Here is a 24430-nt window from a genome sequence, read left to right on the forward strand (position 1 = left end):
TCTATGCTGTTCTATTATTAAGTAAATATAAAGGAAGTTTTTTTATAATTGCAAATTTTACTTTCATAAGTGCCTTAATTTGTATTTAATGATTAACTAAAAATTATTACCTTGTGAAATAAAAACTAAAACAAACATTTTTTATACCTATAGACTAGTGTAGCCCAACCTATCAATATGATAACCATTTTTGAAAAAATACAGGAACTTGAAGAAGTACCATCCTTTTCCAAACACGAGCAATTTGTACAGGGTATAATTAATGCTATCGACGAAAGAATCATTTCTAAAGGAGAGGCGCTGCCTTCTATAAACGTCCTGATCAAGGAACTTGGTTTTGCAAGGGAAACCGTAATGAAAGGATACAGAGAACTCATCAGCCGCGGAATAGTGGAGTCAAAAAACAGACTTGGCTATTTTGTTGCAAATGACGATACTGAACAAACCTTAAAGGTGGCACTGCTTATGTACCTTATCGACTCCTTTCAGGAGCAGTTCTACCGGAACTTCAGAAATGAACTGGGGCCAAATGTACATATCGATGTTTTTTTTCACCATGGCAACATCACCATGTTCGAAACCATGCTGAACATGATTAAAGGAAAGTATGGGGTGTATGTGATTTCACCTATACCACATCCAAAAACCAAACATCTGCTGGACATGCTGCCGAGCAACAAGTTCATTATGTTCGACCGCTATGAACCGCTTAAAGGCGAGTTCAACTACATTACTCAGGAATTTGAACAGTCTACCTATAGAATATTGGCAGAATTGGCAGATACCATAAAGAAATTTGATGAAATGATCTTTTTCCACGTACCTGGCTCTCTGGATCCGGTTGAGATCATTAAATCATTTAAAAAATTCACTAAAGATTTTAAGGTAAACGCCAGGATATTAAACGAATATGAGCCCGGCAGCGTAGAAAAGGGAAAGGTTTATTTTACCCTAAACAACTCCGAAATATGGAAAATACTTAAAGATTGCGAGGCAAAACAGTTACAGCCTGGCAAAGACATAGGCATCCTGTCGCACAACGACGAGGTGGTTAAAGAAATCATTGGTGGTGGCATCACCACCTACTCTGCAGATTTCTCTTTAATGGGTATAAAAGTGGCGCAGGCGGTATTGAAAAAGGAAAAAGTACAGGAAACAATTCCTACCGTACTGATCAGAAGAAAATCGCTATAACCTGCAAAAATGAATGCGACAGCCTTTATCACCTTTATTGTTGTTACCTTTCTTGTAGGGGTGATTTCCTGGTTCAAAACCAGAAGGCATAAAATAACTACCTCTGCAGGTCTCTTTCTGGCCAACCGAACCTTAAGCTTTACCGCTGTAGGCAGTGCTTTGTTTTTTACGAACATCAGCGCCGCAGAATTTGTTGGCAGCAGTGAATCGGTATATGTGAACAACATGACGGTAATGGCCTGGGGAATAAGCTCAGTATTTGCCATGCTGGTTGTTTCTGAATTTGTGATCCCCGTTTATTTAAAGGGTGCCATGTCTACCACTCCCGATTTTCTGGAAAACAGGTATGATCCGGGAACAAAGAAATTGGTTTCCTTCCTGTTCCTGATCAGCTACATGGTAAATCTGCTTCCTATTGTGCTTTACAGTGGCGCTGTAGCATTGAATGGCTTGTTTCATTTTTCTGATATATGGCACATCAGTTATGGAAGCAGCATCTGGATTCTGGTATGGTGCATAGGTCTGGTCGGCAGTTTATATTCTATTCTGGGAGGTTTAAAGGCCATCGTGATCTCTGACCTGGTTTTAGGCATCTGTATGTTTACCGGAGCATTATTACTGGCTTACTTCGGACTAAGCCATGTAGGCAACGGTAACCTTCAGGAAGGCATACACACCATCCTCACTTCAAAAACGGAACATTTTAATTCCATAGGGACATCTGCAGATGCAGTCCCTTTTTCTACCATATTTACAGGCATGATCCTGATGAACCTCTTTTATTGGGGAACTGAACAGGTTATTGTGCAACAGGCATTGGCGTCGTCTGATCTCGAAACCAGCCAGAAAGGCATTGCCCTTGCCTGTGCCGGAAAGCTGCTTGGGCCCCTGCTTTTTATTTTGCCCGGAATAATTGCCGTTCATATGTACAGCAGCATGCAAAACACTACCGAGGTATTTTCAAGGGTGGTAAGTGATGTATCTCCGCCCATACTAAGTGGCTTTATTGCCGCAGTTATTTTTGGCGCTGCAATCACTTCCTTTTCGCCTGGTTTAAACAGCGCCAGCACCCTGTTCACCTTAAATTTGTACAAACCTTTTAAAGAGAAGAAAGGAAGAAMCGTTACAGAAGCCGATTTGCTAAGAAACTCTAAAAGATTTGAGATGTTTGCCTCTTTACTGGCTATGTTCATTGCCCCGCTAATCATTTTCTCAAGCGATACCTTCTACACCTTTATGCAGAAGATAAATGCGGCCTTCAGCATCCCCATTTTCACCATTATGTTTGTAGGCTTTGTAACTAAAAAAGTTCCTCCGATCGCTGCTAAAGTAGGTCTTGGATTTTGTTTTACCGGCTACATCCTTACTCAGATTGTATTCGATACAGGCATCCACTTCCTGCATATCTTGGCCATCCTCTTTTTACTAACAACCACCATCATGCTAATCATCGGAAAACTGTTTCCTATGGAAAAGGCTTATATGGCACAGAACAAACAGGTTGTAGATCTAAAACCATGGAAGAACCGCCACTGGGTTAACGGGCTGCTATTACTGATCATGATTCTTTTATTTGTGCTGTTCTCCAGATCAGGAATTGCAACCTAAATTAACGGTTTTCAACAGTCAGGTAAGCACTTCCACAGTAAGCAAACCGCCAAGAGAACTGCGCAACTGACTTAATGCTCTGGTCATATGGTTGTCAACCGTCTTTGTCGAATGTTCAGCCTTTGGGCAATTTCTTTGTGACTCAGGTTTTTTTCTTCCCTGCTGAGTTTATAAACTGCACTGCACTTCTCTGGCAAAATTCCCACAATTGAGTTGATCTGCTGAAGCAATTCTTTATGCGCTAAACTTCCATAGGCTGAGGGATCTCACACATTCCCGTTATCTCGACGTTAGGAAATCCCCAAGCCTTACTAATCAAAACAACACAATTACAGATTTATGTATATTTGATATACAAGCCCTAAACCAATGAACCACAAGTCATTAACCACAACCATCCAAAAGATCTTTATAATCCTGCTTTTGCTTGTCCCATACCTTTCTTTTAGCCAACAAACAGATTCAACCCATCTCGATCAGTTTATTGCAAAACAGGTAGCCGACTACAAAATCCCTGGCCTTGCCATCGGCATAATCAAAAACAATAAAGTAATCTTTAAAAAAGGATATGGTGTAACCAGCACAGCAAAAGGATTTCCGGTAAACACCCAAACTATTTTCCCCATATCATCCTGCACAAAAGCCTTTACCGCAGCTGCACTGGGCATACTTGTAGATGATGGAAAAATCAACTGGGATGACAAAGTCATTAAATACCTCCCGGATTTTAAATTGAGCGACCCATGGATTACCAAAGAAGTTACCATTACCGATATTTTAAGTCACAGATCTGGCTTAAAAACATTTGATGGCGACCTGCTTTGGTACGGCACAAAAAATACCAGACAAGATATCGCAAGGTTAATCCGTTACTCACCAATCCGAACCAATTTCCGCACAGATTTTGCTTACCAGAATATCATGTACCTTGTAGCGGGGCTTGTTGTTGAATCCGTTACCGGAAAAACATGGGACGAATTTTTAAAAGAAAGGATTTTCAACCCCCTCAAAATGACGGGCACCGCTACCAACAGGGATTCCATAACCAGCGAAAGTAATTTTGCCCTGCCACACATCCAGAATAAACCGATTAAACCACTCAACATGTACAACATCAGCCCTGCGGGCGGTGTAGATTCAAATATCGACGACATGCTGATCTGGATGCAGATGCTGCTTGCACATGGCCGAATTGATGACACCACCATATTAGCCGATGGCACCATTAATACCTTAACAAGTGTCAAAACACTGTTCTCCATTAATAAAGACGATGGCTATGGACTAGGCTGGTATATTAAACACACCAAAAACGGTAAAGTAATTAACCACAACGGTGGGATGCCGGGTTATATATCCAGCGTAGTGTTGCTTCCCGACAGCAGCTCTGGAATAGTCATCCTTACCAACAAAATATCTCAGATCAACGATGAGCTGGTCAAAGCAATTACCGGCTACATGACYCGAAATAACACATTTGACTGGAAAGAAGCCGACAAAGAAATGTCTGGAAAAAACACCGTTTTCGATTGGGATAAGAAAAGAAAACCTCAGCCTAAAAAGAGTGCTTCAATACCCAATTTTAGCCGCTATGAAGGGGAATACGAAGACATAGCTTATGGCAAAGCGGTGATCAGACGAGAAAAAGGAAAACCTTTTCTGGAATTGCTTCCCACAAAGGAGCTCTTTTCGGGCTTTTTACATCACATAGACGCAGATCACTGCAAAATCATCTTTAACGATCCCTTTGTACCCGAGGGTGAAGTAATTTTTATAAGGGATACGGAAAAAAAAAATAACCGGGTTCAAGCTAAACATCGATTCAAACGACTTCCTCTTTGACGATCTGGAATTTGATAAAATCCCTTAATTTTTCGCAAACTTGTCTGCTATTAGATTCAGATTGATGCCATGCTCCAGATAAGCCTTCAGCCCATCTACCACAGTAGTAAAGCCACCGCTTGCGCCGTTGATCTCTGCAAGCAGTTCATCACCGGTTGTCTGAAAACCATACTGCGTAATGGTAACATACGTAGTGCCTTCAGTCAATGCCTCAAATTCAAAATCTACGGGAGTTGAATATTGATCCCACTCAACAGCTATTTTTTTATTCGGCACAATTTCTTTAACCCGCACAGCGCTGGAAACACTATACATTTCCCATTCCCAGGTAATTGTTTTGCCCTGCTCTAGCCTGCCACTTCCTTTGGTAAACCAAAAATGCTTGGTGATCTCAGGATCAACAAATGCTTCAAATACTACAGCCACCGGCCTTCTGATTAGCATCTGCGCCTGTACGCTTGGTATTTTATTTTCCTTCTCCATATTATAAATATAACAATTATCCGCGCCAGGTCTGTAGAAAACTGCTTAGGTTTAAGAACAAAAAAATACTTGTCCTGTTTTCGGTTGTTCGCTACACCCAACTAAGCTAATTTTGAAGAAAAAGAAACAGAATGCTGACCAACGAAATCATGTACAACGCCATCCTTAAAAAAGACATCACTTTTGAGGGGACTTTCATAACGGCAGTTAAAACTACAGGCATATTTTGCAGACCTACCTGTACCGCAAGAAAACCAAAGGCAGAAAATGTGGAGTTTTTTAAAACGACCAGCGAAGCCATACGCAAAGGCTACAGACCTTGTAAAGTGTGCAACCCCCTTGAAAAAATTGGAGAGACCCCTGATTTTATTAAATCGATCCTCGACGAATTAAACGCAGATCCATCTTTAAAATTTAAGGACTGGGACCTCATTCAAAAAGGTATTGAGCCCAGCAAAATCAGAAGGTGGTTCCTTAAAAATCATGGCATTACCTTTCATGCCTACCAACGGATGTTTCGGATCAATTCTGCATTTAAAAGAATCCAGGATGGCCAAGCCATTACCACCGCCGCATTTGATGCCGGGTATGAATCGTTAAGTGGTTTTGGTGATTCCTTTAAAGCGATCTTTGGCGTTTCTCCTTTAAACAGCAAAGATAAACAGGTCATTAATATCACCCGATTAGAAACACCACTGGGAACTATGTTTGCCTGCGCCGTTAAACAAGGCATCTGCMTTTTAGAGTTTACCGATCGAAAAATGCTGGAGACGGAATTCAAAACACTCGCAAAACAATTAAATGCCACTATCATTCAGGGCAGCAACCACCACTTCGATCTGCTAAAGCAGCAGCTTGATGAATATTTCGCTGGCAACCGAAAACAATTTTCAGTGCCCCTGTTTTCACCCGGAACAGAATTTCAGCAGTCTGTATGGCAAATTCTGCAGGAAATCCCTTATGGCGCCACGCGCAATTATAAGCAACAAGCCCTGGCTTTAAATAAACCCGAAGCTGTTCGCGCAGTGGCAAATGCCAATGGAATGAATAGAATCTCAATCCTGATTCCGTGCCACAGGGTAATTGGCACTGACGGAAGCTTGACCGGCTACGGCGGTGGACTGGCCAGAAAAAAGTGGCTGCTCGAGCTCGAAAAATCAAACTCCTGATTTCTTAATTAAAAATGCATTTCGTTCATTCATATCAGAATGAGCGGGATCTGCCGTGCCTAAAAAAAAGACCAGACTATCATGAAAAAGAAAAAAAATAACTCAAAATGGCTTGCATTGGTAATCGTTTTAACCGCGCCAATGCTCTATGTAATAGATATTTTCATCATCAATATGGCAATACCGGGTATTAAAACCGGAGTGAATGCTAGCGACGGAGAAGTACAGCTGGTGATAGCAGGCTATTTGCTGGGAAGTGCGGCTTTTCTGATCATTGGCGGTCGCGCCGGAGACTACCTTGGCAAAAAGAAAGTACTGTTCTGGGGCCTTTTCCTCTTCACATTAACCTCCTGCATCTGTGGCATTACACAAACGGCCCTCCAACTTAACATTGCCCGCTTCTTTCAGGGCATCAGCTCCTCTATCATGGTTCCTCAATCCATTGCTTTTATACAAGTGCTGTTTACCGATCCTCAGGAGCGGGCAAAAGCAATAGGCTGGTACGGTGTTACCCTCAGTATTGCTGCTATTATAGGCCAGATATTGGGCGGATACCTGGTAGACAAATCTTTCTTGGGAATTGAGGGCTGGCGGTTGATCTTTTTGATAAACCTTCCCATAGGAATTGCAGCGTTATGGGCAATATCGAAGTATCTAACAGAGACAGTTAAAGACACCATGCAAAGCTTCGATTATTCCGGCGCAATGATTTTAACTGCAGGACTATTTTGCCTGATCTATCCGCTTGCAGAAGGCCGCGAAGCTGGATGGCCCTTGTGGAGTATAATCATGATACTGTCGTCGGCCCTTATTTTTGCCTGCTTCATTCGCAATCAAAAGAAAAGGCTGTTGCTTAACAGCGCTCCTTTAATAGATGTCTCGCTTTTTAAACTAAGGGAATTCAACATTGGCCTGCTCGCGGTATTGTTCCATTTCATGATGCATACGGCCTTTCTACTAATGAGCGCGGTGTATCTTCAGAACGGTCTTGGCTTATCTGCCTTAGATTGCGGTTTGTATTTCGTATTGCATGCAGTGCTTTTTATGATATCGGCAGTGCTGGCGTCTAAGCTGATCGTTAAATTTGGGAAACGCGTCTTGCAATTGGGCGTGGCCCTTATCATGGTATCCTTTATGCTCCAGATCCTGATTTTTAAACCGCAGGTAAGCGGGTTATACGTCATTTTACTCATTGGACTCTACGGTCTGGGCAACGGACTTGTCCTACCCTCTCTGCTTACCATTGCATTAGGAAGCATCCCAGCAAAATTTGCAGGCGTTGCTGCCGGCATCTTTTCCACCTTCCAGCAAACCGCTTCAGCCCTGGGGATCAGCATTTTGGGGGGTGTATTTTATTACGAAATCAGCACAAATAAGGCCAACCCCGATTACCTTAAAGCTTTCGATTATGGTATTGCCGCCAACATGGCCTGCCTTTGCTTAGTATTATACATGCTTTACCTCATCCCTAAACCCATTAAAGCCAAATAATGACGGGATAACCATTAATATTGATATCTTTGAGTAGGCAGCGATAAGTGTATCGTCGTCGAATTTGACTTCATGACCAGACTAAAAAAAACAGAACTCGAAATTTCTGATGATCAGTTCCCTGTAGTGGGAATTGGGGCTTCAGCAGGAGGACTAAAAGCCATAAGTCGATTTTTAAAGGCCATCCCGCCGAAGTCTGGAATAGCTTACGTATTTGTTCAGCACTTAAGTCCTGATCATGAAAGTTCCCTACCGGAATTGCTTCAGAAAATATCAAAAATCCCCGTACATCAGATAACAGACGACATCCATTTGGAACCGGACAACTTTTATGTTATCCCAGAAAACAAGATCGTAACCGCTACAGATGGAGTGCTTAAACTCTCATCACTCGACGATAAACGCTATAAAGTAAAAGTAATAGACCGCTTTTTCTCTTCACTGGCCATTGTGCACCAGGGTTATGCAATAGGTGTAGTCTTATCGGGCTCATTAAACGACGGCACCCTGGGTTTAGAGGCAATTAAGGCCTATGGAGGAATCACCTTTGCACAGGATGAAGATTCTGCAGAGTATAACGAAATGCCTGCAAGTGCGATAAAAGCTAAAACAGTAGATTTTGTATTAAACCCTGAAAAGATTGCAGTGCATCTTCTTACCATTAATGCACCTTTTTACAATAATCATATCAATCCCTCCGAAGATAAAGGTTCAAGGGACGAAGCGGTTTTCAAGCAAATACTTACATTACTTCGGGTACGCAGGGGGGTAGATTTTTCATTCTATAAGTCAAGCACTTTAAAAAGGCGCATTGTACGTAGAATGGCATTAAAGGGAACTGACAAACCGGAAGTCTATTTATCCGTTCTGCGCGAAAAAAAGGACGAACAGGACGCGCTATACAATGACATGCTCATTTCTGTTACTAATTTTTTCCGTGACCCGGACATCTTCGAAACCCTGTGTACCACTGTGCTCTCTTCGATCATAGATCAGAAGAAAAACGGTGAACCCTTACGGATCTGGATTGCAGGCTGCGCGACCGGAGAAGAAGCGTACTCTATGGCAATCTGTTTAACAGAACAATTGGGTGATAAAGCTTCTGCAATGAAAATACAGATCTTTGCTACTGATATTTCTGAAACGGCAATTAACAAAGCACGTACCGGCGTTTACAGACCTACCGATATTGAGGGTGTTTCGGAGTCTCGTCTGCGTCAGTTCTTTAATAAAATTGACGGCAACTATCAGGTCAGAAAAAGCATCCGGGACATGTGTGTTTTTGCACATCATAACTTCTTAAAAGACCCACCTTTCTCCAGACTTGACTTAATTGCCTGTCGCAATGTTTTAATCTATCTCGAACCGGTATTGCAGAAAAAAGCAATTACGGCCTTTCATTATGCCCTGGCCAATCATGGTTTTTTATTGTTGGGAAAATCAGAAAGTATTGGCAAAGACTCAGATCTTTTTCTGCCATACAACCATGCAAGCAAAATTTTTCAGCGGATCGGCATTCCCGGCAGGATTATGCAGGTAACCACACAGGGTAGTGAGCAGAATTTTAAAAATGTTGACACCAGTGCACGTAAAGGAGCCGAAGAACCGGATATTTCTAAACTTGCCGACCAGGTGGTACTGGCTAAATTCTCACCTTCTGGAGTGCTGGTAAGCGATAACTTCGACATTATTCAGTTTAGAGGAAAAACAGATGCCTGGCTCGCCCCGTCCCCTGGAAGAGCTAGCTTAAACCTGCTAAAAATGGCAAGGGAAGACCTGGTTTTTGAACTCCGGAATTTATTGCAGCAGGCAAAGAAAAATCAAACTCCTGTGGGAAAAAAGAATGTGATCTTTAACCTGAATGAACAGCAGGAATTTGTTGATATAGAGGTTACCCCGCTTATAAAACCTGAAAGTGTCCATTACCTGGTCTTGTTCCAAACCAGTTTTTCAGCGGTCCGTAAAAGGCCTTTATCAAAAGCCGGAAAACGGGTTGAAAGTGACAAAGACCTGAGGTTAAAGCAGCAGGAAATGGAGCTAACCCAGCTTAGGGCAGAAATGAGGAATGCAACAGAAGAACAGGAAGCGGCACATGGGGAACTGCAAAGCGCAAATGAGGAGTTGCTTTCTGGTAGTGAAGAGCTACAGAGCTTAAACGAAGAACTGGAAACTTCAAAAGAAGAGCTGCAAAGCACAAACGAAGAGATCAACATCATTAACAATGAACTCACCGGACGTAACCAGGAACTAAACAATGCAAGGGTATACACAGAAGCCATCATAAATACAATTCGTGATCCGTTGATTATTCTGGATAAGGATTTAAGGGTAAAAAGGGCTACGGATGGATTTTACACCAAGTTTCATGTCACTAAAAAAGAAACGGAAGGTGAATATTTCTATGATCTTGGTGACCGGCAGTGGAACATTCCACTACTCCGCGATCTGCTGGAGAACATCTTGCCGGAGAAAAAAATCTTAACTGATTTTGAGGTGAGCCATATTTTCCCAACAATTGGTCTGCGCATCATGAGTTTAAACTCAAGACTACTGGATGGCTTAATATTATTGGCAATTGAAGATATTACGGATAAACGTAAGGTTGAACAAGGCCTGGCTGAAGTGGAGTTGCTATTTAAAGAAAGTAAAGAACGGTTAAAACTTGCCGTAGAAGCCGCAGGTTTAGGCACCTGGGATTACAATACACTTACCGACGAATTGATATTTGATGGCAGGTCTAAAGAACTTTTCGGCCTTAAGCCTAATCATGACATCACTTATCAGCAATTCATAAATATGATCCATGTTGATGATCGTGCTGATGTAGACAAAACCCTGAAACAAGCGCTCACTGGCATCAATAATGGCGAGTACGAAAAGGAATTCAGAACATCAGAAAACCTAGATAAAAAACTCAAATGGGTTAAGTTTAAGGGTAAAGCGTATTTTAATGCAAAAAACGAGCCTTATCGCTTTGTTGGAACATCATTAGATATTACTCCCCAAAAGATGCATGATCAGGCGATAAAAGAATTGTTGCAACACAAAGATGATTTTATCAGTATTGCCAGTCATGAGCTAAAAACACCGCTGACTAGCTTAAAAGCATCGATGCAGCTGATCAACAGGTTAAAGGACGATTCCTTTTCTGACAAGCTGAATTCATTGATTGCCATGTCGACCAGGAGTTTAGACAAAGTAAGTATATTAATAGAGGACCTGTTAAATGCCAGCAGGATTAACCAGGGTCATCTTGAGCTTAACAAAACGCAATTCAATATTGCTAAAATGGTTGATGATTCGTGTTATCACATTCGTGCAGCAAATAAATATTCGATAATTACCACAGGTGATTTAACCCTGGAAATTTATGGAGATAGCGACAGGCTTAGTCAGGTAGTGATCAATTTTGTGAATAACGCCATTAAGTATGCCCCCGAAAGTAAAGACATTACCATTTCTATTGACAAACTAAAAGAGAACATTCGGGTTTCTGTAAGCGACAAAGGGCCCGGCATTCCTGAAGAAAAAATACCTCATTTGTTTGAACGGTATTACCAGATAGATGGCAAAAATGCCGCTTACTCTGGCCTGGGGCTAGGCTTATTCATCTGTACCGAAATCATCAAGAAACATGATGGAAAAATAGGCGCTGACAGTAACCTGGGCCAGGGCAGCACATTTTACTTTACACTACCTATAAAATAGCGTTAGCGAGTGTGCTGTAGCACACTCGCTTGCAACATGGCAACTTTACCCTAATGCCCGTGCCCGGCCTCTTCACTGTTTTTCAATTTCGACAGCAAATCATAAGTTCCTTTTAAAACCACCTTTCCATTTACAGCGACACCTTCCGGAATCTGGACCTCTAAATACCCGCCATCATTTACCCCAATACTTACTTCTACCATTTTAAAATAATACATCCCTTGTTTCTCCGAACCTTCTGAAACAAAGATGTATTTCTTACCTCCAAAATCAACTACAGCACTATTCGGCAATGCCTGCACTTTACTAGTACCCGTTTCAATATATGCTTTAAGGTATGCTCCCGGAATAAAGCTGGTGCTTCCTTTTGAAATGGCATGAACAGTAATCGTTTTATCGGAATTAATTTCCCGACCAACCAAATCTACCACTGCAATTTGCTCTTCCGTATCATTGGCCATAGAAAAACGAACCCGTTGACCTGCCCTAACTTTCGAAGCGTCTCTTTCAAATACATTCAATTCAACATGCAAATTAGCGCTATTTACGATCTCAAACATCGCATCATTCGGATTCACAAACTTTCCTGTATTCACATTTACTTTAGTTACATAACCCGTAATTGGCGAATAAATATTGATCTGGCTCCTAATATTAGCGGCCGACAAACTTGCCGGATTAATGTTGATCAGCTGCAACCTTTGTTTCAACGCACTTTCTCTTGMCAGCATACTTTGAAACTGCGCACGTGCCTGCTGCAATGTTTTCTTTGCATTTACATTCTGCTCTGCAAGTGTTTGTTGTCTCTTATATTCCGAATCGGCAAGTTCCAGCTGGCTCTTGCTTTCCAGGTAATCTTGCTGTAACAAGACATATTCCTGATTTTGCAAAACGGCAATCACTTGTCCTTTACTAACGGTGCTTCCCTGCAGCAACGGAGTCGATTTTACGATTCCTCCCATTTGCGTAGTAACACTAACCAGATTTTGTGGCGGCACATCAATAAAGCCATTAACCTTTAACAAGCCACTTAAATCTTTCATTTCCGGCGACCCTAGTGCGATGCCTGCAGTCTTATATTGTGCAGAGGTAAATTCCACGGTATTTTCATCCTCATGGTTTACGCTTGCTGTTTCTTTAACTGCTGTTGTTTCTTCTGATTTCGGTGTATTCCCTCCGCATGAGGTTAAAACCGCAGCAAATAGGACGTAAATGGTCACTTGAATAGTTCTTTTCATTTTCTTAATTATAAACCACTGAGGTATTGAAGTGTATAAACTGATTGATTGTATTGATTGATAGCCTGCAAATAGCTAAAATGTGTTTCCGAATACGTCCTTAATCCCTGAAGATATTCTACATAACCGATCTCTCCGTTTTGAAACGCGATTTGCGATTGCTTCAAAATCAGGTTGGCATTCGGCAGGGCACTTTTTTTATAATAATCGATGCTCCGTGAGTTTTTAAGCAATGCCTGATTCGCCTTATTGTATTCGCCCTGCAAATTGGTCTGAAAAAGTTCATACTGACTTTCCGTAACCTGTTTTTCTATTCTGGCTGCTTTTATACGGGCCGAAAAAGGTTTAAAGAATAACGGAATGGCCACTCCTGCCTGTACCCCCTGAAATCTTTTACCACCATTAAAGTACTGGTCCTGTCCGTTTACCGTTTGCGTACCGATAATGGACTGGTTAAAATAACCAACAGTAAAATCAGGTCCTGAACGGGCTTTCTCTACACCTAGTGCTTTATCGGCAATATCAATCTGCTGTTTTTGCAGGGCAAGTTGCGGGTTTGCACCAACACTATTGCCAGCTGCAACATTCCATTCGGCCTGCGTAAATTGATCCTTAACAATTTCAACGGGTTGCTGCGTATTCAGCAATCGCTGCAGTTCAGAAGTATAAGCCAGTATATCTGATTCATTTTCACTCATCTGATTTCTTACTTCATTATACTGCGTTTCGGCAGTGGTTTTCTCCAGCAGGTTCGTCTCGCCTGTTTCATACCTTAAGGAAGCGGCTTTTAAGAAATTGCTGTATACGGAATCCTGACTTTGATACAGATCTTTTAAAGCAATAAAATAAGCAAGGTGCATATAAGTACTTTTAACCTGATAGCTCAGTTCGTTTTGCGTAACGGCCACATTAATCTCTGCACCCTTGATCTGCGCATCATACAGATTACGCTGATTTTTAAACAGTCCGGGATTCGGAATACTCTGGGAAACACTAAAATTATTGTCCTTTTTAATTCCATTAATTTGTCCATACTGCACATCAAGATTGGTTTTTCCTAAGTCGGTCGAACTGCCTCTCAATGCCTGTTGCTGATTTACCTGAAGGCCTGAAGATTTCATGGCCTGGTTGTTTTTAAGAGCAGTTTGCACGGCCTGTTCCATTGTAAGCGGAATCCTTTTTAAAGACGTTTGTTGTGCATTTGCCGCAGCAGGTACGGTAAAAGTGAGCAAAGCAATAACGACAATTATTGCAACTGGAACACCTGTTTTAGGCTTACGTTTATAGCCTTCGAAATAAGTATATAACACGGGTAATACAATTAAAGTTAAAATAGTAGAGGTAATGAGACCACCGATTACAACGGTAGCAAGTGGCTTTTGAACCTCTGCGCCCGCCGCTGTTGAAATGGCCATAGGCAAAAAGCCCAACGAAGCCACGGTTGCGGTCATCAATACTGGTCTCAAGCGGATGGCTGTACCTTTAAGCACAATTTCATCCAATCCATATTTATTAAGTTTCCGGAGCCTGTTAAACTCGGTGATCAGTACAATCCCATTTAATACCGCAACACCAAAGAGCGCAATAAAACCAACTCCTGCAGAAATACTGAAAGGCATTCCACGAAGCAGCAGCGCAAAAATACCACCTATTGCCGCCATTGGAATGGCAGAAAATATAAGTACCGATTGCTTAACCGATCCAAATGAGAAATACAATAAAAGCAGGATTAGCGCCAGGGCAACAGGAACAGCAATAGAAAGCCTTTGAGTTGCTTCTTTCAGGTTTTCAAACTGACCGCCATAAGTGATGTAATAACCGGTTGGCAACTTGATCTGTGCGTTGATCTTTTCTTCAATCTCGGTTACCACACTGGCAATATCGCGACCTCTTACATTTAATCCAACAATGATCCTTCGCTTGGTATCTTCACGCTGGATCTGATTTGGCCCCACCTTAAATTCTACATCAGCAAGCTGATCAAGGGGAACCTGATTGCCGTTAGGTGCCGATACGTAAACATTTTTTACATCGCTGATGTCTTGCCTGTTCTGTTGCGACAAGCGCACCACCATATCATAGCGCTGCTCACCCTCGTAAACTACTCCGGCAGACTGGCCCGCAAAGGCGGTATTAAGGGCTTGGTTTACCTTATCAACGGTTAAGCCATACTGAGCAATCCTATCCCGGTTGATCTTTACAACGATCTGCGGAAGACCCGTAGCCTGCTCCAGATAAAGGTCTTTTGCACCCTCAACTGTAGAAACAATTTTGCCGATCTTTTGCGAAATATCGGTTAAAGCACTTAGGTCATCTCCAAAGATTTTTATTCCGATATCCTGCCTTACTCCCGAGATCAGCTCGTTAGAGCGAAGCTGAATAGGCTGAGAAAAACCAAAGCTTACGCCAGGCACATCCTCAAGGGCTTTACCCATAAGTTCGGCCAGTTCTACCCTGTCATTAGTGGTTGTCCAGTCTTTTTTATCTTTTAAAATAATGGTAAGATCACAGGCCTCCATAGGCATTGGATCGGTCGGAATCTCGGCTGCACCAATCTTTCCGATCACCTCTTTTACCTCTGGAAATCTCTTAACCAGGATATCAGATGCCTGATTTACTTTATCTATGGTCTGCGAAAGCGAGCTTCCGGTAAGCAAACGGGTTTCAACAGCAAAATCTCCTTCTTCGAGGGTTGGAATAAACTCTCCTCCCATTCTCAAAAACAGCAATATACTGATGGCTAAAAGTATTATAGACGACGCCACCACAGCCATACGTTTACGCAAAGCGGCACGTATAATCGGTGTATACTTCCTTTGAAAGAAATCCATCATACGGTCAGAAAAATTCCTTTTATGCGTTGCTTTTTTACTTAATACCAGCGATGATACCATGGGCACATAAGTAAGCGATAGCAGGAAGGCGCCAAGAATAGCAAATGAAACAGTTTGCGCCATGGGGCCAAACATTTTCCCTTCTATACCCACCAACGCAAGAATGGGCAGATATACAATCAGAATAATGATCTGACCAAAAGCAGCAGCACTCATCATACGCACAGAAGATTTCTCCACCTCTGCATCCATTTCACGTTGGGTATAGGCCCTGCCTAATTTATTGCCTGCCAAAATATGCATGGTGGCTTCCACGATAATTACAGCCCCATCTACGATCAGGCCAAAATCGATAGCACCCAGGCTCATCAGGTTTCCTGATACCCCGAAGAGGTTCATTAACGAAATGGCGAAAAGCATGGACAGCGGAATAACCGAGGCGACTACCAATCCGGCCCGGAGGTTCCCTAAAAAGAGCACCAATACAAAGATCACAATTAACGCTCCCTCTATAAGGTTTTTAGCTACGGTACCCATGGCACGGTCTACCAATGCACTTCTGTCTAGAAAAGGTTCAACAACAACCCCTTCGGGCAGGGTTTTATTGATCCGCTCTATTTTAGCTTTAACCTTTTTAACCACATCGTTGGCATTGGCACCTTTCAGCATCATTACGATACCGCCAACGGCTTCGCCATGGCCCTTGGAGGTTGCCCTGGTCAGTGCTCCATAACGGATAGAACTGCCCAACTGAACGGTGGCAATGTCGCGGATAAGCACCGGAATCCCATTGGCATTGTTCTTAACCACTATTTTATTGATATCATCTAAACTGCCAATTAAGCCCTCACTTCGGATAAAATAAGCAGTCGGTTTTTTATCAATATAAGCACCTCCTGTATTTTGGTTACTGGATTCTAAAGCGGTAAAAACATCAGCAATACTTAAATTAAGGCCTCTTAACTTATCAGGATCAAGGGCAATTTCGTACTGCTTTAATAAACCGCCGAAACTGTTTACTTCGGCAATACCGGGAGTTCCCAGCAATTGTTTCCTCACAATCCAGTCCTGAATACTTCGCAGGTCACGGGCATTGTATTTCTCTTCAAAGCCCGGTTTTGCATGGATTACATACTGATATATTTCGCCCAGTCCGGTTGATATCGGAGATATTTCGGGATTCCCCAATCCTGCCGGGATGTTGTTCTTTGCTTCGGCAAGCTTTTCATTAACCTGCTGGCGCGCCCAGTAAATATCCACATCATCATGAAAAACGATGGTTACTACCGATAAGCCGAATCTGGAAATAGAGCGTACCTGTTCAATTTCGGGTATGGTAGACATGGTTTGCTCCACCGGATAAGAGATGAGCCTTTCTACCTCCTGAGTAGCCAAAGAGGGGCTGAGTGTGATGACCTGTACCTGGTTATTTGTAATATCGGGTACGGCATCTATAGGTAATTGTTTTAGCGAATATACACCCCAGGCAATAAGCGCGAGGGTAAATAATCCTATAACTAATTTGTTCTGTATAGAAAACTGAATGATTTTTTTCAGCATTGAATTTTAAATTAGGTTAAAGAAAAAACAAGGCAATGCATAACGGAATCATTCCATGAGGATAGATCCGGTGCAATAAAACCTGAAATTTAAATTAACCTAACTTAGGTGGCTGCCAGACTGAAGGATCATTAGACGCGATATGGCCGGGAGCGATATCTGAATACTCTTTATCAATAATCAATGAAACCGTACTGGTTAATAATGTTTGCGTTACAACCGTTGGTGTACTGCAGCAACAGCATACGCAAAACGGAGAGCAATCGTCATTTGCCAGGCTGTTGTGATCATCGGCATGCCCTGCTTTTGAAACGCTGGTCTGTTCAGAAACTTTGGCGTTGGCGAAATCCTTGCAAGGCGTAAAGCTCACAACAATAATGATCAAACAAATAAGCCAACTGAAGAATTTCACAGCAAACAATTTTTCCAAAAGTATAAAAAATTCTAATATTCCGTATCTTATCCACAAATTCAAACCTGTTACTTTTTAAGAAGATATGATAAGATCAGTCATTTTTTGGAGTGTCGCCTGCATACTTGCAATATTGGCAAGCCTAAAATTTATGGGGTCAAAAACCAAAGCTACCCCACAGCCATCAGATCAACCCAATATCATTGTAATTATTTCCGACGACCATGCTTATCAGGCAATTGGCGCCTATGGCAATAAAATAGCACATACACCAAACATAGACCGGCTTGCCAAAGAAGGCGCATTGCTAACAAATCAGCTGGTTACCAATTCCATATGCGGACCAAGCAGAGCCTGCTTTTTAACCGGCAAGTACAGTCATATAAACGGCTACAAAGCAAACGACGGCAAGTTTAACGTGGATCAGCAACTGCTACCGCGACTATTGAGCAGTGCCGGCTATCAGACCGCATGGATTGGCAAATGGCATTTAGGTACTTTACCGGGCAAGGCATTTGACCATTGGGAAATTATGCCCGACCAGGGATTTTATTACAACCCTGATTTTATCAATAAAAACAACGATACCACCCGAACCGAGGGATATGTTACCAATATTATTACCGATAAGGCAACGCAATGGCTAAACTCACGTGATAAAAGCAAGCCTTTCTTTTTGGTAGTAGGCGAAAAGGCTACCCACAGGGAATGGTTACCAGATATTCAGGATCTAGGTGCTTATGATGATATAGATTTTCCGCTTCCCGCAACATTTTTTGATGAATACGAAGGAAGGCCCGCAGCCAAACAGCAGTACATGACCATTGCAAAAGCAATGGAACTTGATCGCGACCTAAAGGTTAATGTGGATTTTAACAATTTCAATCTTTATAAAAGGATGAACCCTACTCAACGTAAAGCCTTTGCAGATTATTACCAGCAAAAGGTCACCAAAGATTTTGAACAGAAAAAACCATCGGGCAAAGCCTTAGCCACCTGGAAATACCAGCGTTATATGAAAGATTATTATGCTACTGCAAATTCGCTGGACCGGAATATCGGTGAAATCCTTAATTACCTTGATAAAGCAGCGCTAAGCAAAAATACCATTGTAATTTATGCCTCAGATCAGGGTTTTTACTTAGGAGAGCATGGTTGGTTCGATAAGCGTTTTATGTACGAAGAATCTTTAAAAACACCCTTCATAGTAAGATATCCCGGTAAAGTAAAAGCAGGGAGTACCATTAACAATATAGTGGCCAACATAGACTGGGCACCTACTTTATTGGACATTGCAGGTGCTAAAGTACCAGCCGACATACAAGGAAAATCTTTCTGGCCTTTGCTTAAAGGCAACAAAACCGGAAAACCAGATAAGCCTGTTTATTATCACTACTATGAATACCCCGGTCCGCATTTGGTAAACCCTCACTTCGGCATCAGAACCAATCAATACACGCTGATCCGTTTCTATGGAAAGCTTAATTACTGGGAGCTTTATGATGTAAAAAAAGACCCCGGCGAATTGAAGAACCTGGCTGATCTTAAAGAATATGCACTGGTCATGGCCGATCTAAAGAAAAAGCTAAACTCAGCTACCCACGAATACAAGGACGAGGAAGCCGAACAAATTATAAAAAATTTATAATTTGACATTTATTTGATAATATTCCTTATATTCCGTTATTAAAGGGGAAATTATGAGGTTATTATTMATGTTTACATTTTGCCTGTTTGCTATAACTGCAGTAGGCCAAACCAGTCCGGTATCTGATAAAGTAAATGTTGTTTATGAAAAGGATGCTAAGAAGCTGCCAGCGGGAATCCAGCCTAAGTATTTTCTGGATAGTGTGCTAATCGGTTCCTGCCTTCCGCTCTTCAGTCAGGAAGAAATTAAAAACATTAATGTAAGTACTGATAGTAAAATCGGTGAAGTTTATGTAATGACTAAAAATCCCGGGGCATTCAGGTTCATGACCTTAGATGAGATCAAAAACAAATATGTAAAATCTCCATCGCCTGCCACCTTGTATATGATAGATAATGACCTGGTAAAGGGCAATATAGCCAACCTTAAAATTGATGAGAATTACATTCTAAATATTAATATTTTGTCTGAAAGTGATTTTGGTTCTTTAAAAGGAGCTGTAAAAGACATCGACATCATCAAGATCACCACTAAAAGCAAAGAAAACCTGGAGAGAGCAGGCCAGGTTTATATAAGAGGGACTGAGTTTCAGGCAGGGTTATAAAGCTGGGTTACCAGCTATCCGTCCTAAAGGGTTCAGCAGGCAATCCTTCTACGTTATACAAATTTCCCTCTGCTCTGTCTTTAAAGGCATATCTAACAGCGACCGGGCTTTTAACCGACTCACTGCTTACTACTACCGTTTTGCCTTTAATTAATGCTTCGGCTGGATAAAACACCTTATCAATACCGGCGATCTCGAAAGAAATCAGCTTCTGATCATAAGCGGTCAGTCCGTTGGGGATTTCATCAAAGCTCAGCACCGCCTTGTCGCCCGTTATTTCTAAAGATTTATAAACCGGCCCCCTGAATACAATGCCTTGTTTGCCATAAGTATTGTTAAGTGCCCAATAAGCCAGCCTTTTACTGATAATGGTTTTATCAGGCGGATGGATGGTAGTCATACTGCCCACATCAACACTAACCACCATTCCGGAGTTGGGTATCAGTTTCATTGCTCTTGATTGCGCTTCATACAAAAGCGGTATCTGATCCGCATGGTCCTTATACACGTTTGGTGCAATCTGCACATAGTAAAAAGGCCATTCACCGGAGTTCCATAGCTGTCGCCACTGCTTAACCATAGCCGCCATTTTTTTATCGTAAGTAAGTGGGTTCATCCTGTTATTTTCTCCCTGATACCATAATGTGCCTTTAATGGAATAACCAATAATCGGGTTGATCATGGCATTAAATAATACCCCCGGGTTGTTCTTGGCAATTTTAGCGGTATCGGCCGGAATTTTAAAATCATTGAATCCCTGCAGGCTGCTTGTGGTCATCCATGCTTCGATGTCTGTACCCCCAAATGCCGATTGGATAATCCCAACAGGGACTTTTAGTCTTTTCTGAAGTATCCTTGCAAATTGATAACCAACCGCACTAAACTCTTTAACTGAGGCTGCATCGGCACTTTCCCATTTGGCATCCAATTGTGTTTGCGGGGTTTTAGACATTTTCTTTTCTACTCTGAACAACCTGATGCCCGGCTCATCGGCATCCATTAATATCTCGTTAGAATTCAAAATTGGCTGATTGGCATATCCCTTCACGGGCATTTCCATATTTGACTGGCCAGAGCACAACCATACTTCTCCAATAAAAACATCATCCACTACCAGTTTACTGCCATCGTTAAAAGTAATTTTGTAAGGCCCACCGGCTTTAGGAGTGGCTACAGCCAGCCTCCATGTTCCTTCCTTTGTGGTGTTAACGTTGTATACTTTTTGGTTCCAGGAGGTCTGTACGGTTACTTTTGCATTGGCTTTGGCTGTACCCCATAAGGTAACATTGCTTTGCTGCTGTAATACCATGCCACTGGAAATGATGGCCGGCAAGGTTACATTTGCTTTAAGGACTGTGGTATTCCATAAAAGCATTACAGATACCAGGACAATAAAATGTTTTTTCATACCACTAAATTTATACATTATTCTTTTTTAGTTTCACCGCAAATAACGACCATGTGGCCAATAGCATTGCAACTGCTGAAACCTGATAAACAATAGAAAGATCAACCTGAGCATCTTTTAATGCACCACCAACATACACCATTAAACCACCAATAATTGTACTTAGAAAATTAAGGAATCCATAACCTGTGGCGATGTATCTTCCATCGGCCACTTGTCGTAATATCGGCATTAAATTCGCGTCATTAAACCCTCTTGCCAAACCAAAGACAAGCATGGCAATAATGGCGATGCTGAAGACATTTGTAGAGGCCATTAGAAACAAGAAAGGCGCACCAAGTGTAAAACCAATGATGAGCATGTACAAACGGCCCCTGTTATTTTTTCGGGTCCATCTATCGGCCAGAATCCCCCCCACAATTACGCCCACAAAGGAACCGATCTGGATATAACCTGTTGCCGAAATACCGGCCTGGCCAAGATTAAGGTTAAAATGGTCTTTTAGAAACGTTGGCAGCCAGCCATAAACAAGCCAGTTTACAATACCCAATATGGCAAAATAGAACAACAGGATAAAGAAAGAGGCTTCACTAAAAAGTACTTTTAAAGCTCCTGTAAGGCTAATTTTCGGCATTACCTCTTCTTCTCCTTCTGTAACCACAACAGGATCAGGCTTATGGTCCCTCAACACATACAACAGAATYAGGGAATACACAATACCTACAATTCCAAAAACATGGAATCCGGAACGCCAGCCCCACAATTCGGCAATATATCCGCCTAAGCCACCAAGTGCCAGACCTGCATATAAACCACTCATATGCAAGCCCGTTGCAAGGGAACGGGTTTTTCCTTTATGATAATCGGTAATTAAAGCCAGTGCCGCAGGGATATAGCAAGCCTCGCTTACGCCCATTAAAAAACGGGCAGCCAGCATTTCGTGAAATGAGGTGGTAAAGCCGGTCCATAAAGTAACCACCGACCAAACCATTACACTAAAAACAATTACCTTTTTTCTGCTGTACCTATCGGCAAAGTAACCGCCAAAAGGACTTAAAAAACCGTACGACCATAAGAATACAGAGGTAAGCAATCCAAATTGTGCATCAGTTAAATTGAAATCTGTAACAATAGGATCGCGCATCGAGGTAATTAAAATACGATCCAGATAGTTTAAAAAAGCCACTATCCATAGCATGGCTACAATGATCCACGAGTAGAAGGAGGTAGTTTGTCTGGAATTCTTCATTTGTAAGTTGCGATTAATACGTTAGGGGTTCTCACTGCAGGTCTGATTTCGCCACCGGGAATAATTACATTTCCGTTCCAGACTGTTAAAGTTGTAGTTACAGGCGGCCGGGTAGCAAATGCCTTTCCATCAGACGTCCAGGTATTGGTAAGCGTATTATAATTTAAAATTCTATTTGAAAAGCCAGGGTGTTTTTCTTTTAATACCACTGCGCTTGCGGCTAGTTTACCATCATCGCCACCAAATATTTGTAATGAGGATTGCCCTAAAGCATAAGCAGGCGTTGGAGCCGCCGCTACCGAAGTTGGAAGGTCTGCTATCTTCTTCCATCCTGTTTCGGGCTGATACCGATAAGCATCTTTTAAATACTCGCGGCTGCCATCGATCAGTGCTACCCCGCTAAACAGGTAAAATGCATCACCTTGTGCACCGGCAACGCTAAGCATTCGTGGGGCGCCCAGCCAGGTTGGCAATACCTTCCAGCCCTTTTCAATTGCATTAAGATCCAATGCCCAGAAATTAGCTCCGGCAACCTTATCATCTGGTTTCTCAATTCCGCCGGCAACATAAATTACACTTCCAACCAGCGCCGCCGATGTATTTGCAATTGCATGAGGCAGGTTTGGCAAGTTGACGGTTTCAATTTTCCCGTTCTTATAATTCAGCATAAACACTTCTGCACGGTGGCCTTTTTCATTACTGCCTCCAAGAATAATTACGGCATCTTTCCAGTTTATGGAAGCCCCGTAGCCTAATGGATAGGGTAATTTACCTGCTTCTTTCCATTTCCCTTTTGGGTTTTCGAGAACAAAAATATGATCATGCCATGCCTTGGCAGAGCCCGTCCACGGTGCACCGCCATCGGGGAAATTTGCACCACCGGCAACCAGTAATGCGCCATTGGAAACACCGGCAAAAGAACCTGCAAAACCAACGCGATCAGGAACCGGCGGCAGGCTGCTCCATAATAAGCCAGACCTGGAGACCTGCTGCGCCAGCCCTTTATTTAAGAGTATAGTCATAAAAAAAATAAGAAGAAGATTAAAGTACCTGTTCATCATCAGGATTGTTTAACGATATCGAAAAATCCGATCTCATCAAGGGATGTTTTAAATTGTGCCGCTTGTGCATCTGAAAGAGGCTCAAGAGGTAATCTGCAAGCACCTAACTCCAGTCCCTCCATTTTCATGATGGCCCGCTGTGCAGGAATTGGCGGATATTTAACCAAAGCGCGAACCATATTTACCGAATGCAGCTGCATGGCTGCTGCTTCCTCCTGCTTTCCTTCATTGTAAAGCTTTATTACTTTCAAATACAGTGGAGCAGCGAAGGTATAGGTGCTGCCAATAGCCCCCTTTGCCCCTACTGCAAGTGCAGGAAGCAACATTTCATCGTAACCAAAAAGGATATCAAATTTTCCGTTCTTATAATTCAGACAGGCCTGGTATTCATGCAAGGTAGAGGCGGTATACTTAATCCCGGCAAGGTTAGGAATTACCTTTTCTGCCTGCTCCAAAAAGGTGATCATATCCATACCTACCCCGGTAAGGGTTGGGATGCTATAGTAATAAAATGGTGTATTGGGTGCGGCTGATGCAATCTCCGCCATGCTCTTAACAAGATTATCAACACTTGTTGGTTTAAAATAAAAAGCGGCAACAGAAGAAATGGCATCGGCACCAATCTGCTCCGCATGAGCTGCAAGCTTGCGGCATTCCTGAATGGAGCTATGCCCTACATGCACCAGTACAAGGATACGTTTGGCCGCAGCCTTCACATAAGCTTCGGCAATAGCCATCCGCTCTTCAATTGTTAGGTTTGGCCCTTCGCCATTGGTGCCGCAAATAAAAACGCCAGATAATCCATCAGCTATCATTTTGTCGACTATCGTTGGGATAATGTCTAAATTAATTGTTCCATCTTCACGATAAGCCGCAAAAGTGGCGGCTATTAATCCGGTTATTTTGTTCATATATATTAGA

16 protein-coding genes are annotated in these 24430 nt (G+C 42.2%); 8 read left to right on the forward strand and 8 right to left on the reverse strand.

The features are described from left to right. Positions 1-177 precede the first annotated feature (177 nt). From AC1DDK_RS03240 to AC1DDK_RS03250, 3 genes are all read left to right on the forward strand, one after another. Complete coding sequence (locus AC1DDK_RS03240; protein WP_172660813.1) at positions 178-1194, forward strand: GntR family transcriptional regulator; 1017 nt, start codon at positions 178-180, stop codon at positions 1192-1194. A gap of 9 nt (positions 1195-1203) precedes the next feature. Next, positions 1204-2802, forward strand: coding sequence for a solute:sodium symporter family transporter (locus tag AC1DDK_RS03245; RefSeq protein WP_477633832.1), 1599 nt, complete (start codon positions 1204-1206; stop codon positions 2800-2802). A 369-nt stretch (positions 2803-3171) separates the two neighbouring features. Beyond that, on the forward strand, positions 3172-4644 hold the full coding sequence (locus tag AC1DDK_RS03250) for a serine hydrolase (RefSeq protein ID WP_337715726.1): 1473 nt from the start codon (positions 3172-3174) through the stop codon (positions 4642-4644). Positions 4645-4668: 24 nt separating this feature from the next. Here AC1DDK_RS03250 and AC1DDK_RS03255 read toward each other — a convergent pair whose 3' ends face one another. Further along, a complete protein-coding gene (locus AC1DDK_RS03255) occupies positions 4669-5127 on the reverse strand; it encodes an SRPBCC family protein (protein WP_288879896.1) in 459 nt (152 codons plus the stop codon). A gap of 131 nt (positions 5128-5258) precedes the next feature. Here AC1DDK_RS03255 and AC1DDK_RS03260 point away from each other — a divergent pair, with 131 nt between their 5' ends. From AC1DDK_RS03260 to AC1DDK_RS03270, 3 genes are all read left to right on the forward strand, one after another. Beyond that, entirely contained in the window at positions 5259-6296 is a 1038-nt protein-coding gene (locus AC1DDK_RS03260) for a bifunctional transcriptional activator/DNA repair enzyme AdaA (RefSeq protein WP_477633833.1), read from the forward strand. Positions 6297-6377: 81 nt separating this feature from the next. Beyond that, entirely contained in the window at positions 6378-7787 is a 1410-nt protein-coding gene (locus AC1DDK_RS03265; RefSeq protein WP_288879892.1) for an MFS transporter, read from the forward strand. 72 nt (positions 7788-7859) lie between these two features. Next, complete coding sequence (locus AC1DDK_RS03270; RefSeq protein ID WP_288879891.1) at positions 7860-11495, forward strand: CheR family methyltransferase; 3636 nt, start codon at positions 7860-7862, stop codon at positions 11493-11495. A 50-nt stretch (positions 11496-11545) separates the two neighbouring features. Here the strand turns inward: AC1DDK_RS03270 and AC1DDK_RS03275 are convergent, their stop codons facing one another. The 3 genes from AC1DDK_RS03275 to AC1DDK_RS03285 form a co-directional block, all read right to left on the reverse strand. Further along, positions 11546-12733, reverse strand: a complete 1188-nt coding sequence (locus tag AC1DDK_RS03275) for an efflux RND transporter periplasmic adaptor subunit (RefSeq protein ID WP_477633834.1) — start codon at positions 12731-12733, stop codon at positions 11546-11548. A gap of 8 nt (positions 12734-12741) precedes the next feature. After that, complete coding sequence (locus AC1DDK_RS03280; RefSeq protein ID WP_337715730.1) at positions 12742-17127, reverse strand: CusA/CzcA family heavy metal efflux RND transporter; 4386 nt, start codon at positions 17125-17127, stop codon at positions 12742-12744. A gap of 94 nt (positions 17128-17221) precedes the next feature. Beyond that, on the reverse strand, positions 17222-17539 hold the full coding sequence (locus tag AC1DDK_RS03285; protein ID WP_172660821.1) for a hypothetical protein: 318 nt from the start codon (positions 17537-17539) through the stop codon (positions 17222-17224). A 151-nt stretch (positions 17540-17690) separates the two neighbouring features. On the opposite strand from AC1DDK_RS03285, the gene AC1DDK_RS03290 reads away from it, so the two are divergent. Both AC1DDK_RS03290 and AC1DDK_RS03295 read left to right on the forward strand, forming a co-directional pair. After that, positions 17691-19187 (forward strand): sulfatase family protein, encoded by a 1497-nt coding sequence (locus AC1DDK_RS03290; RefSeq protein WP_288879884.1) that lies wholly within the window; start codon positions 17691-17693, stop codon positions 19185-19187. Between the two features lie 52 nt (positions 19188-19239). Then, a complete protein-coding gene (locus AC1DDK_RS03295) occupies positions 19240-19791 on the forward strand; it encodes a hypothetical protein (RefSeq protein ID WP_477633835.1) in 552 nt (183 codons plus the stop codon). Positions 19792-19798: 7 nt separating this feature from the next. On the opposite strand, the gene AC1DDK_RS03300 is transcribed toward AC1DDK_RS03295, so the two are convergent. Genes AC1DDK_RS03300 through AC1DDK_RS03315 form a run of 4 tightly spaced genes read right to left on the reverse strand, consistent with a single transcriptional unit; the run spans position 19799 to position 24420 of the window. Then, positions 19799-21199, reverse strand: coding sequence for a sialate O-acetylesterase (locus tag AC1DDK_RS03300; RefSeq protein WP_288879882.1), 1401 nt, complete (start codon positions 21197-21199; stop codon positions 19799-19801). A 10-nt stretch (positions 21200-21209) separates the two neighbouring features. Next, on the reverse strand, positions 21210-22448 hold the full coding sequence (locus tag AC1DDK_RS03305; protein ID WP_288879880.1) for an MFS transporter: 1239 nt from the start codon (positions 22446-22448) through the stop codon (positions 21210-21212). Then, positions 22445-23470 (reverse strand): galactose oxidase, encoded by a 1026-nt coding sequence (locus tag AC1DDK_RS03310; protein WP_288879878.1) that lies wholly within the window; start codon positions 23468-23470, stop codon positions 22445-22447. Before AC1DDK_RS03310 ends, AC1DDK_RS03305 begins: the two co-directional genes overlap by 4 nt. 38 nt (positions 23471-23508) lie before the next feature. Beyond that, on the reverse strand, positions 23509-24420 hold the full coding sequence (locus tag AC1DDK_RS03315) for a dihydrodipicolinate synthase family protein (protein WP_288879877.1): 912 nt from the start codon (positions 24418-24420) through the stop codon (positions 23509-23511). Between the last annotated feature and the right edge of the window lie 10 nt (positions 24421-24430).

The sequence above is a fragment of the Pedobacter sp. 05T44 genome, assembly GCF_056395985.1.

What these genes read in the sequence shown, in the direction of transcription:
- AC1DDK_RS03265 (WP_288879892.1), top strand. Translation starts at nt 6,378, where the DNA reads ATGAAAAAGAAAAAAAATAACTCAAAATGGCTTGCATTGGTAATCGTT.
- AC1DDK_RS03310 (WP_288879878.1), bottom strand. Translation starts at nt 23,470, where the DNA reads ATGACTATACTCTTAAATAAAGGGCTGGCGCAGCAGGTCTCCAGGTCT.
- AC1DDK_RS03300 (WP_288879882.1), bottom strand. Translation starts at nt 21,199, where the DNA reads ATGAAAAAACATTTTATTGTCCTGGTATCTGTAATGCTTTTATGGAAT.
- AC1DDK_RS03280 (WP_337715730.1), bottom strand. Translation starts at nt 17,127, where the DNA reads ATGCTGAAAAAAATCATTCAGTTTTCTATACAGAACAAATTAGTTATA.
- AC1DDK_RS03315 (WP_288879877.1), bottom strand. Translation starts at nt 24,420, where the DNA reads ATGAACAAAATAACCGGATTAATAGCCGCCACTTTTGCGGCTTATCGT.
- AC1DDK_RS03270 (WP_288879891.1), top strand. Translation starts at nt 7,860, where the DNA reads ATGACCAGACTAAAAAAAACAGAACTCGAAATTTCTGATGATCAGTTC.
- AC1DDK_RS03240 (WP_172660813.1), top strand. Translation starts at nt 178, where the DNA reads ATGATAACCATTTTTGAAAAAATACAGGAACTTGAAGAAGTACCATCC.
- AC1DDK_RS03255 (WP_288879896.1), bottom strand. Translation starts at nt 5,127, where the DNA reads ATGGAGAAGGAAAATAAAATACCAAGCGTACAGGCGCAGATGCTAATC.
- AC1DDK_RS03290 (WP_288879884.1), top strand. Translation starts at nt 17,691, where the DNA reads ATGGGGTCAAAAACCAAAGCTACCCCACAGCCATCAGATCAACCCAAT.